Origin of the sequence: Wolbachia endosymbiont (group B) of Cyclophora punctaria (genome assembly GCF_964028235.1) — a bacterium.
In the GTDB taxonomy this organism is placed as follows: Bacteria; Pseudomonadota; Alphaproteobacteria; order Rickettsiales; family Anaplasmataceae; genus Wolbachia.
Genome location: NZ_OZ034749.1, coordinates 883,450 through 903,180, shown reverse-complemented (window position 1 = coordinate 903,180; position 19,731 = coordinate 883,450). Strand labels below are relative to the sequence as shown.

20 protein-coding genes and 1 pseudogene are annotated in these 19,731 nt (G+C 34.1%); 16 read left to right on the top strand and 5 right to left on the bottom strand.

The window, feature by feature from the left end; translation table 11 throughout:
* Positions 1 to 58: 58 nt before the first annotated feature.
* The 9 genes and pseudogenes from ABWU33_RS08160 to ABWU33_RS04370 form a co-directional block, all read left to right on the top strand.
* Positions 59 to 211, top strand: a pseudogene (locus tag ABWU33_RS08160) (IS630 family transposase); the annotation flags it as partial.
* A gap of 57 nt (positions 212 to 268) precedes the next feature.
* On the top strand, positions 269 to 634 hold the full coding sequence (locus ABWU33_RS04405) for a hypothetical protein (RefSeq protein WP_246433208.1): 366 nt from the start codon (positions 269 to 271) through the stop codon (positions 632 to 634).
* A gap of 323 nt (positions 635 to 957) precedes the next feature.
* Positions 958 to 1,503, top strand: a complete 546-nt coding sequence (locus tag ABWU33_RS04400; protein WP_246433209.1) for a hypothetical protein — start codon at positions 958 to 960, stop codon at positions 1,501 to 1,503.
* 81 nt (positions 1,504 to 1,584) lie between these two features.
* A complete protein-coding gene (locus ABWU33_RS04395; protein WP_246433210.1) occupies positions 1,585 to 1,965 on the top strand; it encodes a hypothetical protein in 381 nt (126 codons plus the stop codon).
* A gap of 157 nt (positions 1,966 to 2,122) precedes the next feature.
* The gene (locus tag ABWU33_RS04390; protein ID WP_010401485.1) at positions 2,123 to 2,722 is read left to right on the top strand and encodes a peroxiredoxin; all 600 of its coding nucleotides are present in this window, start codon (positions 2,123 to 2,125) and stop codon (positions 2,720 to 2,722) included.
* Entirely contained in the window at positions 2,709 to 3,656 is a 948-nt protein-coding gene (gene trxB, locus ABWU33_RS04385) for a thioredoxin-disulfide reductase (RefSeq protein WP_211908290.1), read from the top strand. Before ABWU33_RS04390 ends, trxB begins: the two co-directional genes overlap by 14 nt.
* A gap of 90 nt (positions 3,657 to 3,746) precedes the next feature.
* On the top strand, positions 3,747 to 4,457 hold the full coding sequence (locus tag ABWU33_RS04380) for an ankyrin repeat domain-containing protein (protein WP_353280373.1): 711 nt from the start codon (positions 3,747 to 3,749) through the stop codon (positions 4,455 to 4,457).
* Positions 4,458 to 4,510: 53 nt separating this feature from the next.
* Positions 4,511 to 4,948 carry an IS200/IS605 family transposase gene (gene tnpA, locus ABWU33_RS04375; protein WP_265024376.1) on the top strand — a complete coding sequence of 146 codons (438 nt, stop codon included), beginning with the start codon at positions 4,511 to 4,513 and terminating at the stop codon, positions 4,946 to 4,948.
* A 62-nt stretch (positions 4,949 to 5,010) separates the two neighbouring features.
* Entirely contained in the window at positions 5,011 to 5,841 is an 831-nt protein-coding gene (locus tag ABWU33_RS04370) for a hypothetical protein (RefSeq protein WP_353280370.1), read from the top strand.
* 142 nt (positions 5,842 to 5,983) lie between these two features.
* Here the strand turns inward: ABWU33_RS04370 and ubiB are convergent, their stop codons facing one another.
* Both ubiB and ABWU33_RS04360 read right to left on the bottom strand, forming a co-directional pair.
* On the bottom strand, positions 5,984 to 7,405 hold the full coding sequence (gene ubiB / locus ABWU33_RS04365; protein WP_353280368.1) for a 2-polyprenylphenol 6-hydroxylase: 1,422 nt from the start codon (positions 7,403 to 7,405) through the stop codon (positions 5,984 to 5,986).
* Positions 7,402 to 8,133, bottom strand: a complete 732-nt coding sequence (locus ABWU33_RS04360; protein WP_211908296.1) for a metal ABC transporter ATP-binding protein — start codon at positions 8,131 to 8,133, stop codon at positions 7,402 to 7,404. Before ABWU33_RS04360 ends, ubiB begins: the two co-directional genes overlap by 4 nt.
* Between ABWU33_RS04360 and ABWU33_RS04355 the strand changes: the two genes are divergently transcribed.
* Positions 8,125 to 9,000 carry a zinc ABC transporter substrate-binding protein gene (locus tag ABWU33_RS04355; RefSeq protein ID WP_211908298.1) on the top strand — a complete coding sequence of 292 codons (876 nt, stop codon included), beginning with the start codon at positions 8,125 to 8,127 and terminating at the stop codon, positions 8,998 to 9,000. The genes ABWU33_RS04360 and ABWU33_RS04355 overlap by 9 nt on opposite strands.
* A gap of 367 nt (positions 9,001 to 9,367) precedes the next feature.
* Here the strand turns inward: ABWU33_RS04355 and ABWU33_RS04350 are convergent, their stop codons facing one another.
* Positions 9,368 to 9,664, bottom strand: coding sequence for a hypothetical protein (locus tag ABWU33_RS04350; RefSeq protein ID WP_211908300.1), 297 nt, complete (start codon positions 9,662 to 9,664; stop codon positions 9,368 to 9,370).
* Positions 9,665 to 10,621: 957 nt separating this feature from the next.
* Complete coding sequence (rpmG, locus tag ABWU33_RS04345) at positions 10,622 to 10,822, bottom strand: 50S ribosomal protein L33 (protein WP_012481745.1); 201 nt, start codon at positions 10,820 to 10,822, stop codon at positions 10,622 to 10,624.
* Positions 10,823 to 10,970: 148 nt separating this feature from the next.
* On the opposite strand from rpmG, the gene ABWU33_RS04340 reads away from it, so the two are divergent.
* The 5 genes from ABWU33_RS04340 to ABWU33_RS04320 all read left to right on the top strand — a co-directional run bounded on the left by ABWU33_RS04340 (position 10,971) and on the right by ABWU33_RS04320 (position 17,843).
* Positions 10,971 to 12,728, top strand: a complete 1,758-nt coding sequence (locus ABWU33_RS04340; protein ID WP_211908302.1) for an Rne/Rng family ribonuclease — start codon at positions 10,971 to 10,973, stop codon at positions 12,726 to 12,728.
* Between the two features lie 73 nt (positions 12,729 to 12,801).
* A complete protein-coding gene (gene dnaK / locus ABWU33_RS04335) occupies positions 12,802 to 14,715 on the top strand; it encodes a molecular chaperone DnaK (protein WP_353280365.1) in 1,914 nt (637 codons plus the stop codon).
* 72 nt (positions 14,716 to 14,787) lie between these two features.
* On the top strand, positions 14,788 to 15,072 hold the full coding sequence (locus tag ABWU33_RS04330) for a BolA family protein (RefSeq protein WP_064085813.1): 285 nt from the start codon (positions 14,788 to 14,790) through the stop codon (positions 15,070 to 15,072).
* Positions 15,073 to 15,079: 7 nt separating this feature from the next.
* A complete protein-coding gene (gene metC, locus ABWU33_RS04325) occupies positions 15,080 to 16,312 on the top strand; it encodes a cystathionine beta-lyase (protein WP_353280363.1) in 1,233 nt (410 codons plus the stop codon).
* The gene (locus ABWU33_RS04320) at positions 16,281 to 17,843 is read left to right on the top strand and encodes a Mur ligase family protein (RefSeq protein ID WP_264337328.1); all 1,563 of its coding nucleotides are present in this window, start codon (positions 16,281 to 16,283) and stop codon (positions 17,841 to 17,843) included. Before metC ends, ABWU33_RS04320 begins: the two co-directional genes overlap by 32 nt.
* A gap of 367 nt (positions 17,844 to 18,210) precedes the next feature.
* Here the strand turns inward: ABWU33_RS04320 and miaA are convergent, their stop codons facing one another.
* On the bottom strand, positions 18,211 to 19,095 hold the full coding sequence (miaA, locus tag ABWU33_RS04315) for a tRNA (adenosine(37)-N6)-dimethylallyltransferase MiaA (protein ID WP_353280361.1): 885 nt from the start codon (positions 19,093 to 19,095) through the stop codon (positions 18,211 to 18,213).
* A gap of 75 nt (positions 19,096 to 19,170) precedes the next feature.
* Between miaA and ABWU33_RS04310 the strand changes: the two genes are divergently transcribed.
* Positions 19,171 to 19,641, top strand: a complete 471-nt coding sequence (locus ABWU33_RS04310) for a hypothetical protein (RefSeq protein ID WP_250120365.1) — start codon at positions 19,171 to 19,173, stop codon at positions 19,639 to 19,641.
* Positions 19,642 to 19,731: the final 90 nt, after the last annotated feature.

Here is a 19,731-nt window from a genome sequence, read left to right as displayed (position 1 = left end):
CAATCAAATCCTAATAGTCGGAACATGATGGAATAGGTAAAGTAGCGAGGAGATGTGAATGCCAGCAGCATATAGTTATGATTTAAGGAAAAAAGCATTGGATGTAGGGGAAAGTAGAGCATTTGTAGCCAAGAGGTTTAAAGTTAACATTCTATGAATGGCAAAAAGGTGCAAGAAAATAGGCGATTTTAAATCAAAATATAGATCCAATAGAGCGTGATTGATATCTTGCTAGTAATAGTGTAACAGCTTTTATTAAGATATTTTTTTGCCATACGGCAGCAATAACAAAATTAGAAAATTGATGGCTGAATATGTTGGCATTGATAAACAGTATATTATGCTTCAAGCAATATTTACTTTAGTAGCTTCTACAACTTTTTTTAGTATAGCTTCTCCTTGGTGCTGTGTACCAACAGCAGTATTTGCACTTGCTACGTGTTTCTTTGTTAAAAATGATGTACATGCTGCATTTTCTGCAAAAGAACTTTCTCCTGAGTTTGCCGAAATTATTACTGAAAAAGTAGTAAATAATGTTGAGCTCAATGCAGAAGACAACTCTCAATCGAGAAGCTACTTGTATGAGACTGTGTTATATAGCGAAACTAGATTTCACTTTTACACACCTAGATAAGGGATAACAGCAGACACTAGAATGACAAAATCGTTATTCTGCTACGCATTATCGCCGTGTAACTATAGCTATATATGAACTAAAAAAGTAATACTCACTAGATCTTAATATTTTAGATCTATATTTCAATAAAATATTACAATTAGTATGCATGATCCATTTAAAAGTGAGGATTATAAAAAAATCTTGATTCTCTGATCAAAGCTATAAAGCTAGGAAATTCAGAGAAACAATATGATAAAACAGTAACAGATTTATCTCATGCTTTAGAGGGTTTTACAGATAAGGCAGAAGATGTAGCTAAGCTTGTTATACGTGATGACTTGAATAATTGTATAAAGAAGGCAAATAAAAAGCCATTAATTCTTAGGATATTCAATAGAATATTAGGAAGAGATGTTTCGATTAGGAATATAAGTAATTTTATAAAAGATAAATTGCCTCCTTCAACTGCTAGAACAGCAATCGAATATACAGATGTTATTCAAAAAATTTCAGATTTAGAGCGAATAGAAAGAAGTCAAGATAAATATAGGTCATATGGAATAAATTTAGAAAATAGACAGCAAAAGAAAAATCTCTTATATGAGCGAGAAGATTCAGGTTATGGAGGTTCATTAAACGAAGATCCTGAGTATGAAGAAATATCAAATTATCAAGAGGAAAAAAGTAAATCTTTAACAAAAGATTTGCGTAATCTACAATCAATTAAAGAAGAGCCGATTTATGCAACAATCTCTAAAGAACATATAGAAGCAAAAAGAGAACATAGGAAGAAACAACAACTTCAATCTCTTGCACCACCAAAACCACCAAGAGTACCACAAGTACCAGAGAAAATGTTTACTATCAATCAAAAAATTAGATAAGAACCGAAAAAAGATAAACCTGCAGTACCACCAAAGCCTAAAGATTTAGGCGAAAAAGTAAGCACAGAGCAAAAAATAGTAGTGGAAAAATCAGCTGAGAGTAGCCCTACACTACCACTAAAATCTGAAAATCAAGATGGTAAAGAATCAGCAAAAAAAGCTGATGGACCAAAAGTACTAGTAGTTGCTATGAAAAAAGAAGTGACTCGCGAGAGTAGTAAAGTAAAGGCATTAAAAGAAAGATTTGAGCGAAATCAAGTAAAGAACGTGTTGCCTGCTGAAAACAAAACTGCTTCAGTAACACAAACGGATATCAGTGTGAAGAGAAAACAATCTCGTTCATTTCCAGTAGGGAATAAAAAATCTTCGATCAACCATCTTGCCAGCAAAAATTTACCTTCCACGAATGTAAGTGTAAAAGAAATGGTTAAAAAATTTGAAGGGAGAAAAGGTGAAAGATAGTAATATTTGGGTATTTCCCTACTCATAAAAATTAGCTCTTATCATAACATTTTTACAGCCATAAGAGGAAGTTTTTATAGGATTGGGGCTAAAGAAAACTTGCATGTAAATGTATCAAGGTATAAAATTATAAATATTAAGAATGAATAGGTTAGTTATGAATCTTGTAACAAAATCCGCTATCGATTTTACTGCTTCGGCTGTTCTTGCTAGTGGAAAAATAGTTGATGATTTCTGTTTAAGTAAACATATAAAGGATAAGTATGCTGTCCTTTTTTTCTATCCACTTGATTTTACTTTTGTCTGTCCAACTGAGTTGATATCATTTAGCAACAAAATAGAAGATTTTTCAAAACGTAATGTTGAAGTGATAGGAATAAGTATAGATTCAAAATTTTCACACTATAAATGGCGAAACACTCCAGTTAATGATGGTGGTATTGGAGAGGTTAGCTACAATTTAGTGTCTGATATCAAAAAGTCTATATCAAGAGACTATGGGGTCTTATATGATGACTCAATTGCACTAAGAGCAACTTTTGTTATTGATGATAAGTTTGTTGTACGTCATCAATCGATAAATGATTTTCCTTTAGGGCGTAATATCGATGAGTTTATTAGAATTATTGATGCAATAAAACATAATGAAGAGCATGGTGAAGTATGTCCAGCAGGGTGGAAAAAAGGTAAGCCAGCAATGCAGGCAAGCGATGAAGGAGTGGCTGATTATCTAAACTCACACAGTGCAGAATTATAAATTGAGTACAAAAGTTCTTATTATTGGATCTGGAGCAGCGGGTTATGCTGCTGCTATATATGCAGCACGTGCAAATTTAGAGCCAATTGTAGTAACAGGAATGCAACCTGGTGGTCAGCTTACAATTACTACGGATGTTGAAAACTATCCAGGTTTTATTTCTATACAAGGTCCAGAACTCATGGAACAAAAGAGGTTGCATGCAGAGAAGGTGGGGGCAAGGATAATAGATGACGAAATAAAAAGCGTTGAACAACTTGAGGATTCTAATAAGTATAGATTTAGATCTTGTGGTAATGCTAGTGACTACTATTCGAATGCAATTATAATCGCAGCTGGTGCGCAAGCGAAGTGGCTTGGCCTGGAGAGTGAAAAGAAATTTCAAGGTTACGGAGTTTCGGCATGCGCAACTTGTGATGGTGCATTTTTTAGAAATAAAGTTGTAGCTGTGGTTGGTGGTGGAAATACTGCTGTTGAAGAAGCAATATTTTTAACTCGATTTGCTAAGAAAGTTATACTGATACACAGGCGTGATAAGTTAAGAGCAGAGAAAGTAATGCAAGACAGGCTCTTTAAAAATGATAAGATAAAGGTAATATGGAATCATACCGTAGAGCAGATTCTTGGAGAAGAAAATCCTAAAAAAGTTACTGGCATTACAATTAAATCAACAGACATCAATAAAACCCAGGAATTGAAAGTAGATGGAGTGTTCATTGCAATTGGGCATGCACCAAATACAGGTATTTTTAAGGGCTTTGTTGAAATGGATCAGCAAGGTTATATAATTACGAAACCTGGAACAACTCTAACCAGTAGGGCAGGGGTGTTTGCTGCTGGTGATGTTCAAGATAAGGTATATCGCCAGGCAGTAGTTGCCGCAGGAACAGGGTGCATGGCTGCACTTGATGCGGAAAAGTTTTTGGAATCATAATTAATTCTAAAATTTTTAACTAAATTACTTGCAATTTTCTTTGTTTTTTTATAATTATGTCAATAAATTATAGGTTGGGGAGAATTTAGTATGCTTTCGAGAAGTAATGTAGATTTTGGAAGAAGGGTTGTTAGTGATGTAGGATTACGAGCTCAAAATCAAACAACTTCAGGACAATCAACAACAAAATTATTTGAAGCTATTTATGATGAAAATCTAGGAGATTTTGAGCGAGCTCTGGAAGAAGGTGCGAATGTTAATACGTTTAATGAAGAAGGCATGACACCTTTGATATCTATAATTAGTAATTTATCTTCAGGCTCTGGAGCAGAGAAAGAATATCAGAGTATGATTAGGTTACTTCTACTTCACCAAAGCATAGATGTTAATATTCATGAAAAACGTGATGGCAATACAGCTTTGCATCTAGCAATGTGTTTTCTTCAAAAGAAAGTGTTACAACTCTTACTAAGTCATCCGAGAATAAGTATTTATCTACAAAATAAAAGTTTTCAAAATCCTGAGCAATTTGTTAGAACAAGTTGTGCTAAGTATTTGATAATAGAAATACAAAAAGCAAAAACAGGAAAAGAATTATTAAATGCTCTTTCTAACAGAAATATTGACCAAGCAAAAAGACTATTGAATCAAGAACTCAACCCTAATTGTTGGAAAAGAAATTCAAATGGAGAAATAGAAACACCACTTAGCCTGATTATCAAATCATGTTTACAAGGAATAACACAAGAAAATGAAGAAGTATTGACTTTCCATAAGATGGTACAAGCCTCCACCTTCTAGGTGGAGAAACTTTAGTTTGTCAATGTCATAACTGTACTTTATAAAGTATAGTTATGACGGAATATGACAAAGGAAAACACACTGTATTTTATCATAGGTACCATATAGTCTGGATTACAAAATATCGGTACAGAGTATTAACTAAGGCTATGAAGGAGAGAATACGAACAATCATAGCAGAAGTATCTGAAGAAATGGGGATTAAGATAGAAAACGGAGTAATATCATCAGATCATTTACATTTATTCGTAGTAATACCTCCTCATATAGCTGTGAGTGATTTTGTTCAAAGAGCCAAAGGCAGGTCTTCACGCAAAATTCAACAAGAATTTCCAGAGCTAAATAAAATGTACTGGGGAAAGCGTTTTTGGGGAAGAGGATACTTTAGTGCTACCAGCGGACATATCACAGATGAAGTCATTAATGAGTACATCAATAAACATACAGATGCACATCAGCCTCATTCTATATCTAGTATAAGATTGGAGTAGCTTTAGCTTCTCACCGCGCTTCCAGCGCTATATCCAACCTTTCGGCTCTCAGCCGATAGTGGTTGAGTAAACTTTTAAAACATAAGGAGCTAGATTTTAGTCAAATAAAGCCAATACCAGCTATAGAGCAAAATTCACGATTGAAGCAAATCATTGAGCAAGTTATGAAGGAGCGATTAACTGATGCTATTAATAGAAAAGATTTGGATGATGTAAAAGAATTAGTAGAAAATAATTGCTTTATGAATGATCAAATTGTTATTGAGGTGCTTAAAAGTTTTAATCCTGTCAGAGAATATCTAAATGAAAAATTCCCTACAAGTGCAGAGCAACCTGTAGCAAATACACATAATGTTCAACCAGCAATAAACGATGAGTTTATTGCTCGAGAGTTGCAGCAGCTCGAAAACCTTAGAAATGAACTTGAAAGAACAAAGGCTCGACTTACTAGAGAAAAAAGTCAACTTGAAAACCTTAGAGATGAGTTTGAAAGAACAAAAACTCAACTTAGAAAAAAAGAGCAAGAGCTGAATAAGGCCGTAAGTGAAAGAACAAGAGACACTAACAAAATTTCACAGTTAGAAAGGGATTTTAGGCAAGAGAGATTAGAACTTCAAGCTCAAAATCAAGACTTAAAGAACAAAAACAGAAAACTTTCAGAAGCAAACATTTATAATAGAAGGCAAAGTAACTATGCCTCTGCTTCTTTTGTGTTATCTGGAGCGTTTGCTGTTGGTACATGTTTAACAATATCGAATTTAGAAATATGTATTTCACTTGCTGTAGCTGCATCTGTTTTCATTGCAATTGGGTGCTACTGTTCATATAAAGCAAGTACAGTACTGAGTGATGTGACAAGCACTGAATTTGGTAATGTTATCAGTTTAAGATAGAGTTAAGGTTTTTACTTCTTCTCTAAACTCTACTGAAAGTTTTATACATCCTGAAAATACCTTGATAATTCGAGTGAATGTGAACCTGAGTGGTTTCAAGACTTAAATAGTTGTTGTAAACTTGCTTTTATTATCTTTTAGTTCAAGAAATTAAAAGTTTAACGATGAGAATTATAATTACAGACCAAAGTAAAAAGTAGGCTTTTCCATTTGATTTATTTTTCACCTGTAATTTTTTGTCAGCTATTAGGTTTAATTTTTCTATAAGGCTAAATATTCCTTGGATTGTTTTGATGGGATAAGAGCTTTTAATTTTTTCCCTATACCCTATTTTACTTTCATGTTGACTGTTTATCCATGTTTCAACTACTTTCCACATATTGATTTCTGGATAGACTTTCCTACATGTTCCTTCTAATAAAATCATAGTTTTCTGCAGCAATAACAATTGTGTTTGAACTTTCATATCAAAATCACCAGTTATTTTTAATAGCTGAGTAAGTAATCGAGCAAATGAAATCTTCTGTATAGGCTGTCCAACAATGGGCTCACCTATTGCTCTGCAAGCTGTAACAAAATTTCTATGCTGTGATGGAACATAACCGGCTCTAAAGTGCATTTTTGCAACGTGATCATAATCCCTATTTAAAAAGCCTTTGAGTATCTCTATAACGTAATAGCATGTCTCACGATCTATTCTACCCATGATTCCACAATCCAGGGCAATAATATTGTTATTACTATCGATCATTAAATTTCCAGGATGCATATCAGCATGAAAAAAACAATCCCTATATACCTGATTACAAAAAGATTCTATAAGATTGATAGCTATTTGCTTTCGGTTATTCAGCTTTTCAACTTCGTATATTGGTATAGCTTCCATCCATTCTAATGTTAAAACCTTTTTTGAAGTTCTACTCCAATCTATTTCAGGTAAGTAGAAACCTCTGTCATGTTTAGTATTTTCCTTCAGTTCCGAAGAGTGGGCAGCCTCAAAACGTAGATCTAACTCTAATCGGCAAATTTCAGCAAAAGTTTTGACTAATTCAACTGGCTTCAGCCTTTTTGATTGTTCGCTAAATTTTTCTGCAATTTCTGCAAGCCAAGAAAGCATTTTTATATCCCTTGAGAATGTTTTCTCAATATTTGGCCTCAAAACCTTTACAGCAACTTCCTTACCCTCAATTGTAACTGCTCTATGCACCTGAGAAATTGATGCTGCTGCAATTGGCTTTTCAGAAAAACTTGAAAAAATGTCGCTTAATTTACAATTAAACTCACTTTCTATAGTTTTAACTGCTATTTTATACGAAAATGATGGCAATCTATCACATATCAATAGCAAGTTATTTGTTATGTCCTCATTTAAAATATCAGTGCGTGATGAAATGGATTGCCCAAATTTAATGAACACCGGACCTAATCTTTCAAGAGCACGCTTTAGTTTATGACCTTGTATTTTATTTATTGATTTTTTTGATGGTGGAAGTAAATAAGGTAACACATTGTAGCGTGTTAGCACTGTAGTTATTTGCAGAAGACGTAGAATATTTTGAATCATTTCGCTGCGTAACTGCCAAATATTTCATTTATCTCCATAATTTCATCAGGTTTACCTTGATAATAGATAGTATTATTTATGCAAATTATGTAATCTGAGGATGGTAGAGCAGAGTTAAGGTCATGAGAAGTCATGAGAATCGATACTGATCGTTCTTTTGCGATTTTATTTATAATATCATAAAATTTAGCTCGTGCGTTAATATCCATTGCACTGACTGGCTCATCTAAAATGATCAAATCAGATTCTGAAATTAAACAGCGTGCAAGCAGCAGTAATTGTGTTTGTCCTGCAGAGATTTCTAATACTTGATTTTTTAGGATGTTACCGATACCAACCAATTCTATTGCTTCTGTAACAATGGGTTGATTTTTCTTCAATTTCTTCGAGGAGCTATTGAAAAGGAAAGACTCAACTGTTATTGGCATCAAATTACCAATACTAAAATTTTGTGGCATATAGCTAATTTTTATATTGTCAGCGAATACAATACTTCCAATAAAACCTTTATTTATACCAGCAACTGCTTTCACTAAAGAGGTTTTACCTCCGCCATTTGGACCAAGTATTGTAACTATATCTCCTCTTTGTACTGATATGTTGATATTATCAAGAACTTTTTTATTACCGTATGAAAGAGTAAGGTTTTCTATTTTTAGAATGCAGTTATTGACACCACTTAATTTTTTGGCAAAAATTGACTTCTTCTCAACATTTATATGAGACATTTACTGTTTTTTTTTCTATTACTTTTATTTACATTATACTACAATAGTGCCTTTTCATCCAATTTAAAAATTGTAGCTACAATCAAACCTATACACTCACTTGTAGCTTCTGTTACAGATGGAATTTCAAAGCCAGAACTACTAATGTACGAAGTAGTGTCTGAACATAACTACATGCTCAGGCCTTCAGACGCAAGTAAATTAGAATCTAGTAATATTATATTTTATATCGATGATTCTTTGGAAACATTCATTAAAACTTTCGCTAAAGAAAATAAGAAGTTAATACCGCTATCAAGTGCAATCGATCTACTTCCTGCTCGACCACATTCATTTTCTAGTCACATTCAAGATGAAAAAGATTTGCATATTTGGCTGAGTCCTGAAAATGCAAAAAGTATGATACTTTCTATCAGTGCAACATTATCTAATATAGATAAAGAAAATGCCTATCGATACAATACTAACGCAGAGGAGGCTATAAGAAAGATAGACCAAGAAGTAGAAAAAATTACGAAAGAATTGGATGAGTTAAAAAATCAAAAATACATAGTTACTCACGATGCTTATCAATATTTCGAAAAATATTTTGATTTAAGTTACCCAAGCGCCGTTCTTTCTATAGAAGAGGATTCTTACATAGGTATGAAGAGTTTAATGAAATTAAAAAAGGTAATGAAAGAGGAAAACGTTAAATGTATTGTTTCTCATTCACGAGAGGATAGCATAAAGCCTAATGTCTTTTCTAGTGACGTAAAAATGGTGATTCTTGATCCTATTGGATCAGATGTAGAGCCTGGAAAGGATGCATATCTAGATATAATCAGCAGCATTGCACAAAATTTCAAGTCTTGTTTCACTGAGTAATGAGTTCTTTTATCTATTCAGATAGCATTGCAAACTTAGTGCTTTCTATTCCAATCACAACTATACCGACATTATCTACCAGAAGTATATCATCCCAGTCTGGGATTCAGTTAAGTTGGTAAGCATAAAAATATTATGTTAAAGCACAACGTTCTTGATGAGACTAGGGCAAGCCAATGTCAGCTACTTGAATGACACCATTTGCTATGCCCTCAAAAATGAATGCTCGTACAGCTGTGTGCCAGCTACTTGCATCTGCTATTTTTACTCATAATTATCTTGCCTGAACGAACTTAATTTCAAGTAGTTAATTATAGAAATAATCGTATAAAAAAAAGAAGATAACCAATATCTTCTTTTACTCTAATTAAAAAGACATTGAATTGTAATTGTCTATTTCATCTGATATAAGCGATAATTTTATGCTCTCAAAACGGAGATTACTTGCAATATCTGTTAACTGTTCACTAAGTGTTACTTTTTCTGGTGAATGGTGTTCAGGAGCTTTTAATTTTCTATTACAGTCAGCCTTACACCAAGATCTATTAATTTTTGTCAAGAAATCATTACCCTCGTATTTATTTTCACACTGTCTGTGGCACAAATTAAGTAAATCAACACCATGCACTGTCAATGAAGCAGAATCTTGTGTAAATTTTACCATAATATACTCCTTAATCTTATTATATCTATATTAACATATAAATGTGAATATTATACTCATATAGTTACTTTTTATGGCAAGTGGTTTTTGGTTATTTTCTAAACTTTCTTTATAAAAACCATAGGCGCCTATTGGTTTTTAGCTAAAGTAAAGATCAAGTATCTGGCATACTGGACATAAAATCCTCCTGTGTAAAAAAGATTAGAAAAAAAGTGCGGCGCACATACGACAGAGATTAAGTATGTGTGTGCACCCACGTACGCTGAAGAAGATACGCCACATTTTTTAATGAGTTTGATTGTTTAATGAAAAAAGTCTGCAGATAAAGATAGATTTTGAGCTCTTAAAATATCTTTGAATATGATTATAGTCAGATTTAAAATATGCGCAAGCAATTTTTTTCTGTAAAAGTTTAACAAAAGAATTCAAAAGTTTGTGAACAACCTCTAAGTGTATGGTCACAGAGTGTGATGGTATATAGACTATCTGGATCATTTAAAGTGTCAGATCAAGTCTTATTTAATAAATTGAAGAACTAAGTTGTTGATAACTGACCTTTAATTTTTATAGGGGCACTTTCGACTTCTTTAGTAAGAACATACTATAAGAACTATAATTATGTGCATTTATACATAATACTGTGGGTAATTTTTTAAAATAAAAAGAAGTAGCCTATCTAGTACCTTTAGTGTACATTAAAAACAGTAAATTTATACTAAAACTTCTACACTTGCCAAGCTTTCTAATGACTTTTTTCCATTTAAGCAATAAAAAGGCCAGATCAGGACAAAAACGCTACCATTTTCAGCCCTTATTCAGGTGGCTCAATCCCCATAACTTATACAAGTTACCGTAATCTTTCAAAACCTCAAATAGACTTTCTCTAATGCAAAACAGTATAACTAGTGAGCAATAAGCTACACTCCTTTTAGCTGTAAGCTTTGCATGATAATATACTTACTTTAATTTTTCTTCTTTAAATAATACGTGTCTTCTGACCACTGGGTCATACTTTCTAAACTCGAGCTTCTTGGGAAGGTTCTTAGGATTACGTTTTTTTACACAAAAATAGCCTGTTAGTTTCTCTTCTCCAGTTTTTGTTGTTTTGGTTGCGGTGCTAACTAGCTTGACAAGCAAAGAAGCATTTTTTTTCGCCATAATTGTAGTGATATAATAAATTCTATGCAAGTTTAGAACGCAAAACACTGAAAGTCAACCCAATAATGCAGGTCGCAAAATTCTTGACAATCAATAATATATTAAGTAGTATAAGAACATTTCAGAATGAAAAGCAGACGGTAAATAAGTGGCAAGTGATGGCAAAAGGTTATTATTGATAGAAAGTACTACCTGTTCTAACGAGGTAAGGGTTGCCCTACTAGTTAATGGTAGGGTTGTAGAGTTTGAACAAGAATTCAAGGAAAAAAGACAATTAAGAGGTAATATATACGTTGCTTATGTAAAGCGTATAGAGCCTGCTTTGCAGGCCGTGTTCATTGAGTATGGAAAAAATAAGCAAGGTTTTTTGTCTTTTTCTGAGATATCTCTAAATTACTTTAATATTCCAGAAAAAGAGAAGGAAATTTTCCCTGACGCAGGCTATTCGAGCGATGTGGACTGTTCAAATGATAATTGCACAGAAGAAGGCCTAGATTCTACAGCTAGTAATGAATCCAGCAGTGGTTTTGTGAGGGAGGTACCTTTACATAGAAAATATAAGTTACAAGATGTGATTTCAGTAAATCAAAAGTTATTGGTTCAATTAACTAAAGAAGAACGAGGAAATAAAGGAGCTTCATTTACAACATACGTAACTTTGGTTGGTAGATACTGTGTTTTCATGCCCAATTCCATAAGTAGGGGTGGAGTATCTCGCAGAATTGAAGATACCAACGTTAGAAAACAGTTAAAGGATATATTAAATTCAATAAATTTACCAAAAGGCTCAGGTTTAATAGTAAGAACTGTTGGTGCAGGAAAAAGTAAGAAAGAAATTGAGCAAGATTACGATAATTTGACCTTATTATGGCAAGATATCCAGCAAAACTTCTCTTCTTTAAATGTTCCATCATTAATTTACAACGAAGCAGATGTAGTTATGAGATCTGTACGTGACTTTTGTAGTAATGATACAGAAATTATAGTATCTGATAGAGAAGTTTGTGAAGCGGTAAGAAAATACACTAAAAATGTGTTACAAGGAAAATTACGTCCTAGATTATATAGAGGTTCTGTTCCAATCTTTACTTACTATCGAGTCGAAGATCAAATTTCTGAATTATATAGCAATAGAGTAGAATTACCATCTGGTGGGTCTTTGGTGATAACCTTAACTGAGGCATTTGTTTCAATAGACGTAAATTCAGGGAAAATGACAGGAGAAGATAACATAGAAAAAACAGCTTATAGAACTAATATGGAGGCATTATCTGAAATATCAAGGCAAGCGAATCTCAGGGGCTTATCAGGGTTAATAGTTGTTGATTTTATTGACATGTTGAAACTTGAGTATTGCAAAAATGTTGAATTTGCTATCAAGCAGGCGTTTAAAGATGATAGAGCTAAAGTTCAATTTAGCTTTATCAATGACTTTGGTTTAATGGTCTTTTCAAGACAAAGAATTAAACCAAATATACAGGAAATTAATACTACAGAGTGCTTACGCTGTAAAGGTATTGGAAGAGTGAAATCAAACGAAGTGGTTGTTGCATCGATACTAAGGGATTTGCAACATATTGCTAATAAAAATCAAAATAAGTCCTTTGATTTAATAGCACGCAGTGCAGTTATAGCGCACATTTTTAATAATAAGCGTGATATGGTTTCTACAATCGAAAAAGAGTTCAATATTACATTAAATGTTAGTATTGATAATAGTTTAGATGCAGATACATTTATTTTAAAGCAAGGAGACCATATTAATTTTAATGATTATAAGCCATTGCAGAATTCTGGATGTCAAATTGTGAATAGCAGGGATAAAGAAGCTGGTAGTTCAGATAAACTACCGGGCAACTTTTGGTTAACTAAATGGCTTTCGCGCCTTTTGGGCTCTAACAACTAAACGGGACTTGTAATTAACGAGTTTTATACTTATATATTTTACATCAGATAATATTTAAAAGGGAGTATTCATTATGGGAAGAGCAATAGGTATAGATCTTGGAACAACAAATTCTTGTGTTGCAATAATGCAAGGCAAGGATGCAAAAGTAATCGAGAATAAAGAAGGAGCAAGAACTACTCCGTCTATAGTTGCATTTACTTCGTCTAGAGAAAGGTTGATTGGTGCTCCAGCAAAAAGGCAAGCAACTACCAATGCAAATAATACTTTTTTTGCAACTAAGAGATTGATAGGTCGCCAATATAGCGATCCTGAAATGAAGAATCTAGGTGTACCGTATAAGGTATTTGCAGCAAAAAATGGTGATGCATGGGTTAAAACAACTGATAGTAAAGAATACTCTCCTAGTCAAATTGGTGCATTTATACTACAAAACCTGAAAGAAGCAGCTGAGGCTTATCTTGGGGAAGAAGTAAAGGATGCTGTGATAACAGTGCCGGCGTACTTCAATGATTCTCAACGTCAAGCAACAAAAGATGCAGGAAAAATTGCTGGATTAAATGTCCTCAGAATAATTAACGAACCAACTGCTGCAGCACTTGCTTATGGTCTTGATAAAAAGCACGGACACACAATAGTAGTGTATGATCTTGGTGGTGGTACATTTGATGTTTCAGTTCTTGAAATAGGTGACGGAGTTTTTGAAGTAAAGGCTACAAATGGTGATACTCACCTTGGAGGGGAAGACTTCGATAATGCAGTAGTAAATTATTTACTGGGTGAATTCAAGAAAAGTAATGGCATTGATTTGAAAAACGATCCAATGGCTATGCAAAGAATCAAAGAAGCTGCAGAAAAAGCAAAGGTAGAATTGTCAAGTGCAATGGAAACAGAAGTAAATCTACCGTTTGTTACAGCTGATGCAAGTGGCCCAAAACACTTAAATATGAAGCTAACAAGAGCAAAGCTTGAAAGTTTAGTGAATGATTTAATTGAAAGGACTATAATTCCTTGCAAAAAAGCTCTTGAAGATGCTGGTTTGTCTGCTAGTCAAATTGGTGAAGTAGTTCTTGTTGGTGGCATGACTCGTATGCCAAAAGTCATAGAGAAAGTTAAAGAATTCTTTGGCAAAGATCCACATAGAGGAGTTAACCCTGATGAAGTTGTAGCAATTGGGGCTGCAATACAAGCAGGAATTATTCAAGGTGATGTAAGAGATGTGTTACTACTTGACGTAACTCCACTTTCTCTTGGTATTGAAACTCTAGGGGGAGTGTTCACTCCACTTATTGAACGTAATACTACTATTCCCACAAAAAAATCTCAGGTGTTTTCAACTGCAGAAGATAACCAAACAGCCGTTACAATTAAGGTACATCAAGGTGAAAGAAAATTGGCGATTGATAATAAACTGCTTGGTCAGTTTAGTTTAGAAGGAATACCACCTGCTCCTCGCGGGGTTCCTCAAATTGAGGTGACATTTGATATAGATGCAAATGGAATAGCGCATGTTTCTGCAAAGGATAAAGCTACTGGAAAAGAGCAAAAAATACGTATTCAGTCTTCAGGTGGTTTATCGGAGGATGAAATAAATCGGATGGTGAGAGAAGCTGAGGAAAAAGCACAAGAAGATGAAAAGCGTAAGAAATTTATTGAAGTGAAGAATCAAGCGGATAGTTTAGTTCATTCTACAGAAAAATCTCTAACAGAATATGGTGATAAAATTTCTCCAGAAGATAAATCTGCTATTGAAAATGCAGTTAATGAGTTAAAGGAAGTGAGTAAATCTGACAACATTGATGATGCTGATTCAATACAACAGAAAGTTACTAACCTCTCTCAGTTATCTATGAAACTTGGAGAAGCTATGTATAAGGAATCTCAACAACAACAAGGTGGAGAAAGCTCATCCACAACAAATAATGAGGAAGAAAAAGTAGTAGATTCTGATTATCAAGACATGGATAATAAAGAAGAGAATAAGTAATTCGATTGTCATCCCAGTGCCCAGATACTGTGGGATGACAAGAGGAGCGTATTGTTGCTTAAAGGAACTATTGTGGATATTATTAAGACAATAGAAGAAAAATTACGCGATTCAATAGGTGTAATTGATATTAATATTATCGATGAATCAGCAAAGCATGTAGATCATTATTTTGCTTCTTCTTCGACACTACCTTCACATATCAAATTAGTATTAATATCTAACGACTTTTCTGGAATGAGCTCTTTAAAGAGGCATAAATTGATCTATGAATTATTAAAGAGTGAAATAGAGCGATTACATGCGATTTCTCTTCACTTGTATACGCAAAGCGAATACAATCTAAAAAATAAATAATAAAAATATGAACGAAGAGTCTTTATTAGTTAAAGCAGGAAGAAAATTTAATGATTATAAAGGGTCGATGAACCCACCAGTTTATCATTCTTCTACTATATTATTTCCTACTTACAAGGACTACTTAAATGCAGCAAATGGAGAAAGTATATACGATGTAATCAATGATGGTGTTGCAAGGGATTACAGTTACAGTAATGTTGGTACGCCTACTGTTCATTATTTTTCAAATGCACTGGCTGAAATTGAGGGTAGGGGACAAGCACTCATCTACCCTTCTGGATTACTTGCACTTACTTTTGCTATTTTGACTTTCACTAAAGCAGGTTCACATGTCCTGATACAAGATAATAGTTATTATAGGCTAAAGAGATTTGCCGAAAATGAACTACCAAAAAGAGGAGTAGAAGTAACTTTTTATAATCCGACACAGGATATAACTGATTTAGTTCAGAGTAATACTTCACTCATCATGATTGAGACTCCTGGTTCTATAACGTTTGAGATTTCAAATATAGAGCATATAGTAAAAGTTGCTAAAGCACGTGGAATCGTAACCGTTTGTGACAATTCATGGGCCACTCCTTTGTTGTTTAAGCCGCTTGATTATGGAATTGATGTTGCACTATACGCGGTGACAAAGTATCTAGCCGGTCACTCAGATCTAGTGATGGGAGCTATGGTTGCTGAAAGTAAAATTTTTAAATTGCTTTATGAGAGCTATAAAAATTATGGAGTCACCATTCAATCGCATGACTGTTACCTTGCACACAGGGGACTTAGAACACTGCAAACACGCATGAGGAAGCATCAAAGTACAGCAATGCAAGTGGCAAAGTGGCTGGAAAAACATCCAAAAATCAAAAAAGTCTTATACCCCGCACTTTTTTCCTATTCTCAGCATGATTTATGGAAAAGTTATTTCAAAGGGGCAAGTAGCGTATTTAGTATAGTACTCGATAGAGAATATTCATGTGAAGAACTAGGCTGTATGGTTGATCACATGAAAGTTTTCGGCATCGGTGCTTCTTGGGGAGGATGTGACAGTTTGATACTACCAATAGGTCATAAATCTATGTCGAGATCTGTCATGAATTCAGATTATGGTGGAAGTTTTGTGCGAATATTTTGCGGACTAGAAGATCCTGAAGATTTGATTTTTGACTTGAATACTGCATTAATAAGACTGCCATGTTCAAGTGTTAAAGATGATTGTGAGACTGAAAGAGCTACTGCATAACATTGTAAATACTGACTTTGATATTGAAATCAAAGGCGTCACATGTAATCCTAAGACAGTTAAAGAAGGTTACCTTTTTGTTTGTGTGTCAGAAAGGAGTAAAGAACACGTAACATGTCTTCCTAATGGATGTGTACACAACTGTGTAGACGTTGTAATACAAGGGGCCAAGAAAGATGTCATCCCAGTGCTCAGGCACTGGGATCCAGAAAATTTGATTGTAAACAAGCATACTAGACAATTGTATAATGAAAACTGGATTCCAGTGTCAAGCACTGGAATGACAAGTACTCCAAGTTTTGCAGTGCTTTACCATTCGGACCCTCAAGGAATATACAGTGAAATAGTCAGCAGGTTTTATCAATTCAAACAACCTAAATATGTTGCTGCTGTAACTGGTACGAATGGTAAAACTTCAGTGGTGGAATTTTGTCGCCAGATTTGGCAAGATAATGCAGCGTCTATAGGAACACTGGGAACATGTGTCAATAATAATAGAAAAGATAATAGCCTTACAACGCCAAGTGCAGATGATCTTTATTCCACATTGCGTGACATAAATAATAAGAACGTAGAACACTTAGCATTAGAAGCTTCAAGCCATGGAATCGATCAATACAGAATCCATGGACTCAGGCTCAATGCTGCAGCTTTTACTAATTTCTCTCAAGATCATTTGGACTATCACAAAAGTATTGATGAGTATTTTGAGGCCAAGAAAAGGTTGTTTGATGAGGTATTGCCAAAAGAAAAAACAGCGATTTTAAATGCAGATATAGGCGAATATGGAGAGTTGCTCAACATAGCTGAAAAGCGTGGCAACAAAGTTATAACCTACGGAAAAAAAAACTCTGACATTACTTTATTAAAGCAGATACCCACTGCCAATGGTCAATACCTGACAATTCAAATCGGTGATGAAATTTATAACGCATTTTTTCCGATTTTTGGGCAATTTCAAGCATATAATTTGTTGTGTGCAATCGGTATAGTTATTTCATCTGGTATGGACTATCAAAGAATGTGTATAGATAAACTCGCTTATCCATCTGGAAGAATGGAAAAAGTGAACACTTTTGCATTTGTCGATTACGCTCATACTCCAAGTGCACTCAAACAAGCTCTGTTGTCTTTAAAATGGCACTTCAATAAAAAGATAGTTCTAGTGTTCGGTTGTGGCGGGAATCGTGATCAAACAAAACGTGCAGAGATGGGTAAAATAGCACAAATGCTTGCAGGTAAAGTTATAGTCACAGATGACAATCCGCGTGATGAAGATCCGGGGAAAATTCGTCACGATATTTTGTTACATTGCCCTGATGCACTGGAGATAGGAGATAGAAAAAAAGCTATAGAGAAAGGTATAAATATAGCACATGATGAAAATATGATTCTGCTAGTTGCAGGAAAAGGACATGAAAGATTCCAAATAATAGAAGGCCAATCCCTTGAATTTAGTGATGTTGAAGTTATTAGAGAGGGCCAAAAATTTGCTACTGCTGTTTTGCTCTCTCCTTCATCCAACGCCTGAATGGCTTTTTTCCTTAAGTCATAACTGTACGCTGCTGGCATTTTTACCTTCTTGTTACACTAAATCACTATCTTATCTTGTTCCTACTATTATGAGAAGAGCTATACAAGGATATGAAAGTGGAGATTGTGGTTACAAGATTAGTGAGAGAATATAGAAAAATTGAGGATGAAATATTGCGTGATATAGTTCATTTAGTGATAAAGGCTCTTACAGGTATAGTAGCGCTTCATAAGTAAGAATATTTTTACAAAGAATTTAATAATCACAATTTAGGCAATGATGAAAGTTCTTTAAGAAAAAAGTTTAATACTATCAAGAAAAGTTTGCATAGGCATAGCAATATAATACATAATAATTAAAATATCTAAAATTCTGTCAATTTATTTGCACAGTCAATCACTTGAGAATTCGGAAATTGATTTTTAAACCAAGTGTACTGGCGTTTTGCATAATGCCTTGTGTTTGTTTGAGCAATCTGTATTGTTTCGTCTAAAGTAATCTCCCCTTTTAAGTATCTTATAATTTCTGGTACTCCATGTGCTTTCATAGCTGGCAAATGTGGAGATGGGTTCATGCTAAGTAGGTTTTTTACTTCATCAATTGCTCCATTTTCAACCATTTCAATAAAACGAGAATTTATTTTTCGGTATATATCCTCACGTTTAGGTAGAATTGTATATACCTTAAAATTATTGAACAAAGGAGGCTGTCTATTTTCTTGCCATACAAAGATTGTCTTGCCAGTTTCAGTGATAACTTCAAGTGCTCTTGAGAGGCGATGTGAGTCATTAATAAATATTTTACCTTGAATCCTTGGATCTTTGCTTAGCACTAATTTGTAGAATTCCTCTTTACTTAAATTTTTCCTAAGTTCATTTACGTTTTCTCTCACTTCCTGGCTTATTTGTGGAATCGATGATAATCCCTTGATTAAGCTGCTAATGTAAAGCCCACTTCCTCCAGTGATGATGGGTATTCGTGAATTTTTCAGCGCGTTGTTAACTTCCCTCTTTAAATCCTCTAGCCATAAACCTACGGAATAATTTTCTCTTGCTGAAACATAACCGTATAGCCTATAAAATTCTTTCTGCTTTGGTGGTTGAGCAGTAATTACGGGAATCTCTTTGTATACCTGCTTTGAGTCACAGTTTATTATGCTAATGTTTTTATACTTTTTTATCAAGTTATCGCATAATTCTGATTTACCTGAGGCTGTAATTCCTGTAATAATTACTATATTATCCTTCATTCATATTAATATAACTAACCTATGATAGGGTGTAGTAAAAATTTGGATTCTACAATCTAAAATTTGGAGACTTTTATGGCAGAAAATGATAACGATAACTCGTTTACTAAGCGTTTTACAAATAGGACCTCTAATGAGACAAGAGGAGGTTTTTCCAGTAAGTATTCATCTCAAAATACCAAAGAACATGCACTAGGAGCAAAAGGAAAAATTTCTGAATTGGCAAACAAAAAAGCTGAAGCCAAGGAAGCTTTTTCTGAAAGTGGCGGCATAAAGAGTAAAAGCAGAACTATCAACGAAAGATCCTTTGCTGATGCAACAAGAAGAAGTAGATCAGATCTCATATATCTAGTTCGTGGTAAAGATCGAGGAAGATCAGCTTGGCACTATGTATTAATTGATAAAGATAAAAGAGAAATGTTTCTGGCAAAAAGTAGAACTGGCTCTATAGATGTTGCAGATTATGGAGAGATTTTATATTCAGGATGGGGAGATGATCCACCACAGACGATAGTCGATAAAATCAATGAGGAGTTCGGATTGTAGTAAATCTGTTGTAAAAGCAACAAGGACAACATTGCAAATTTAGAGTTCAAAAGGGTTATTCCTCGAGAACTACTGCGTCAGAAAGCTGGC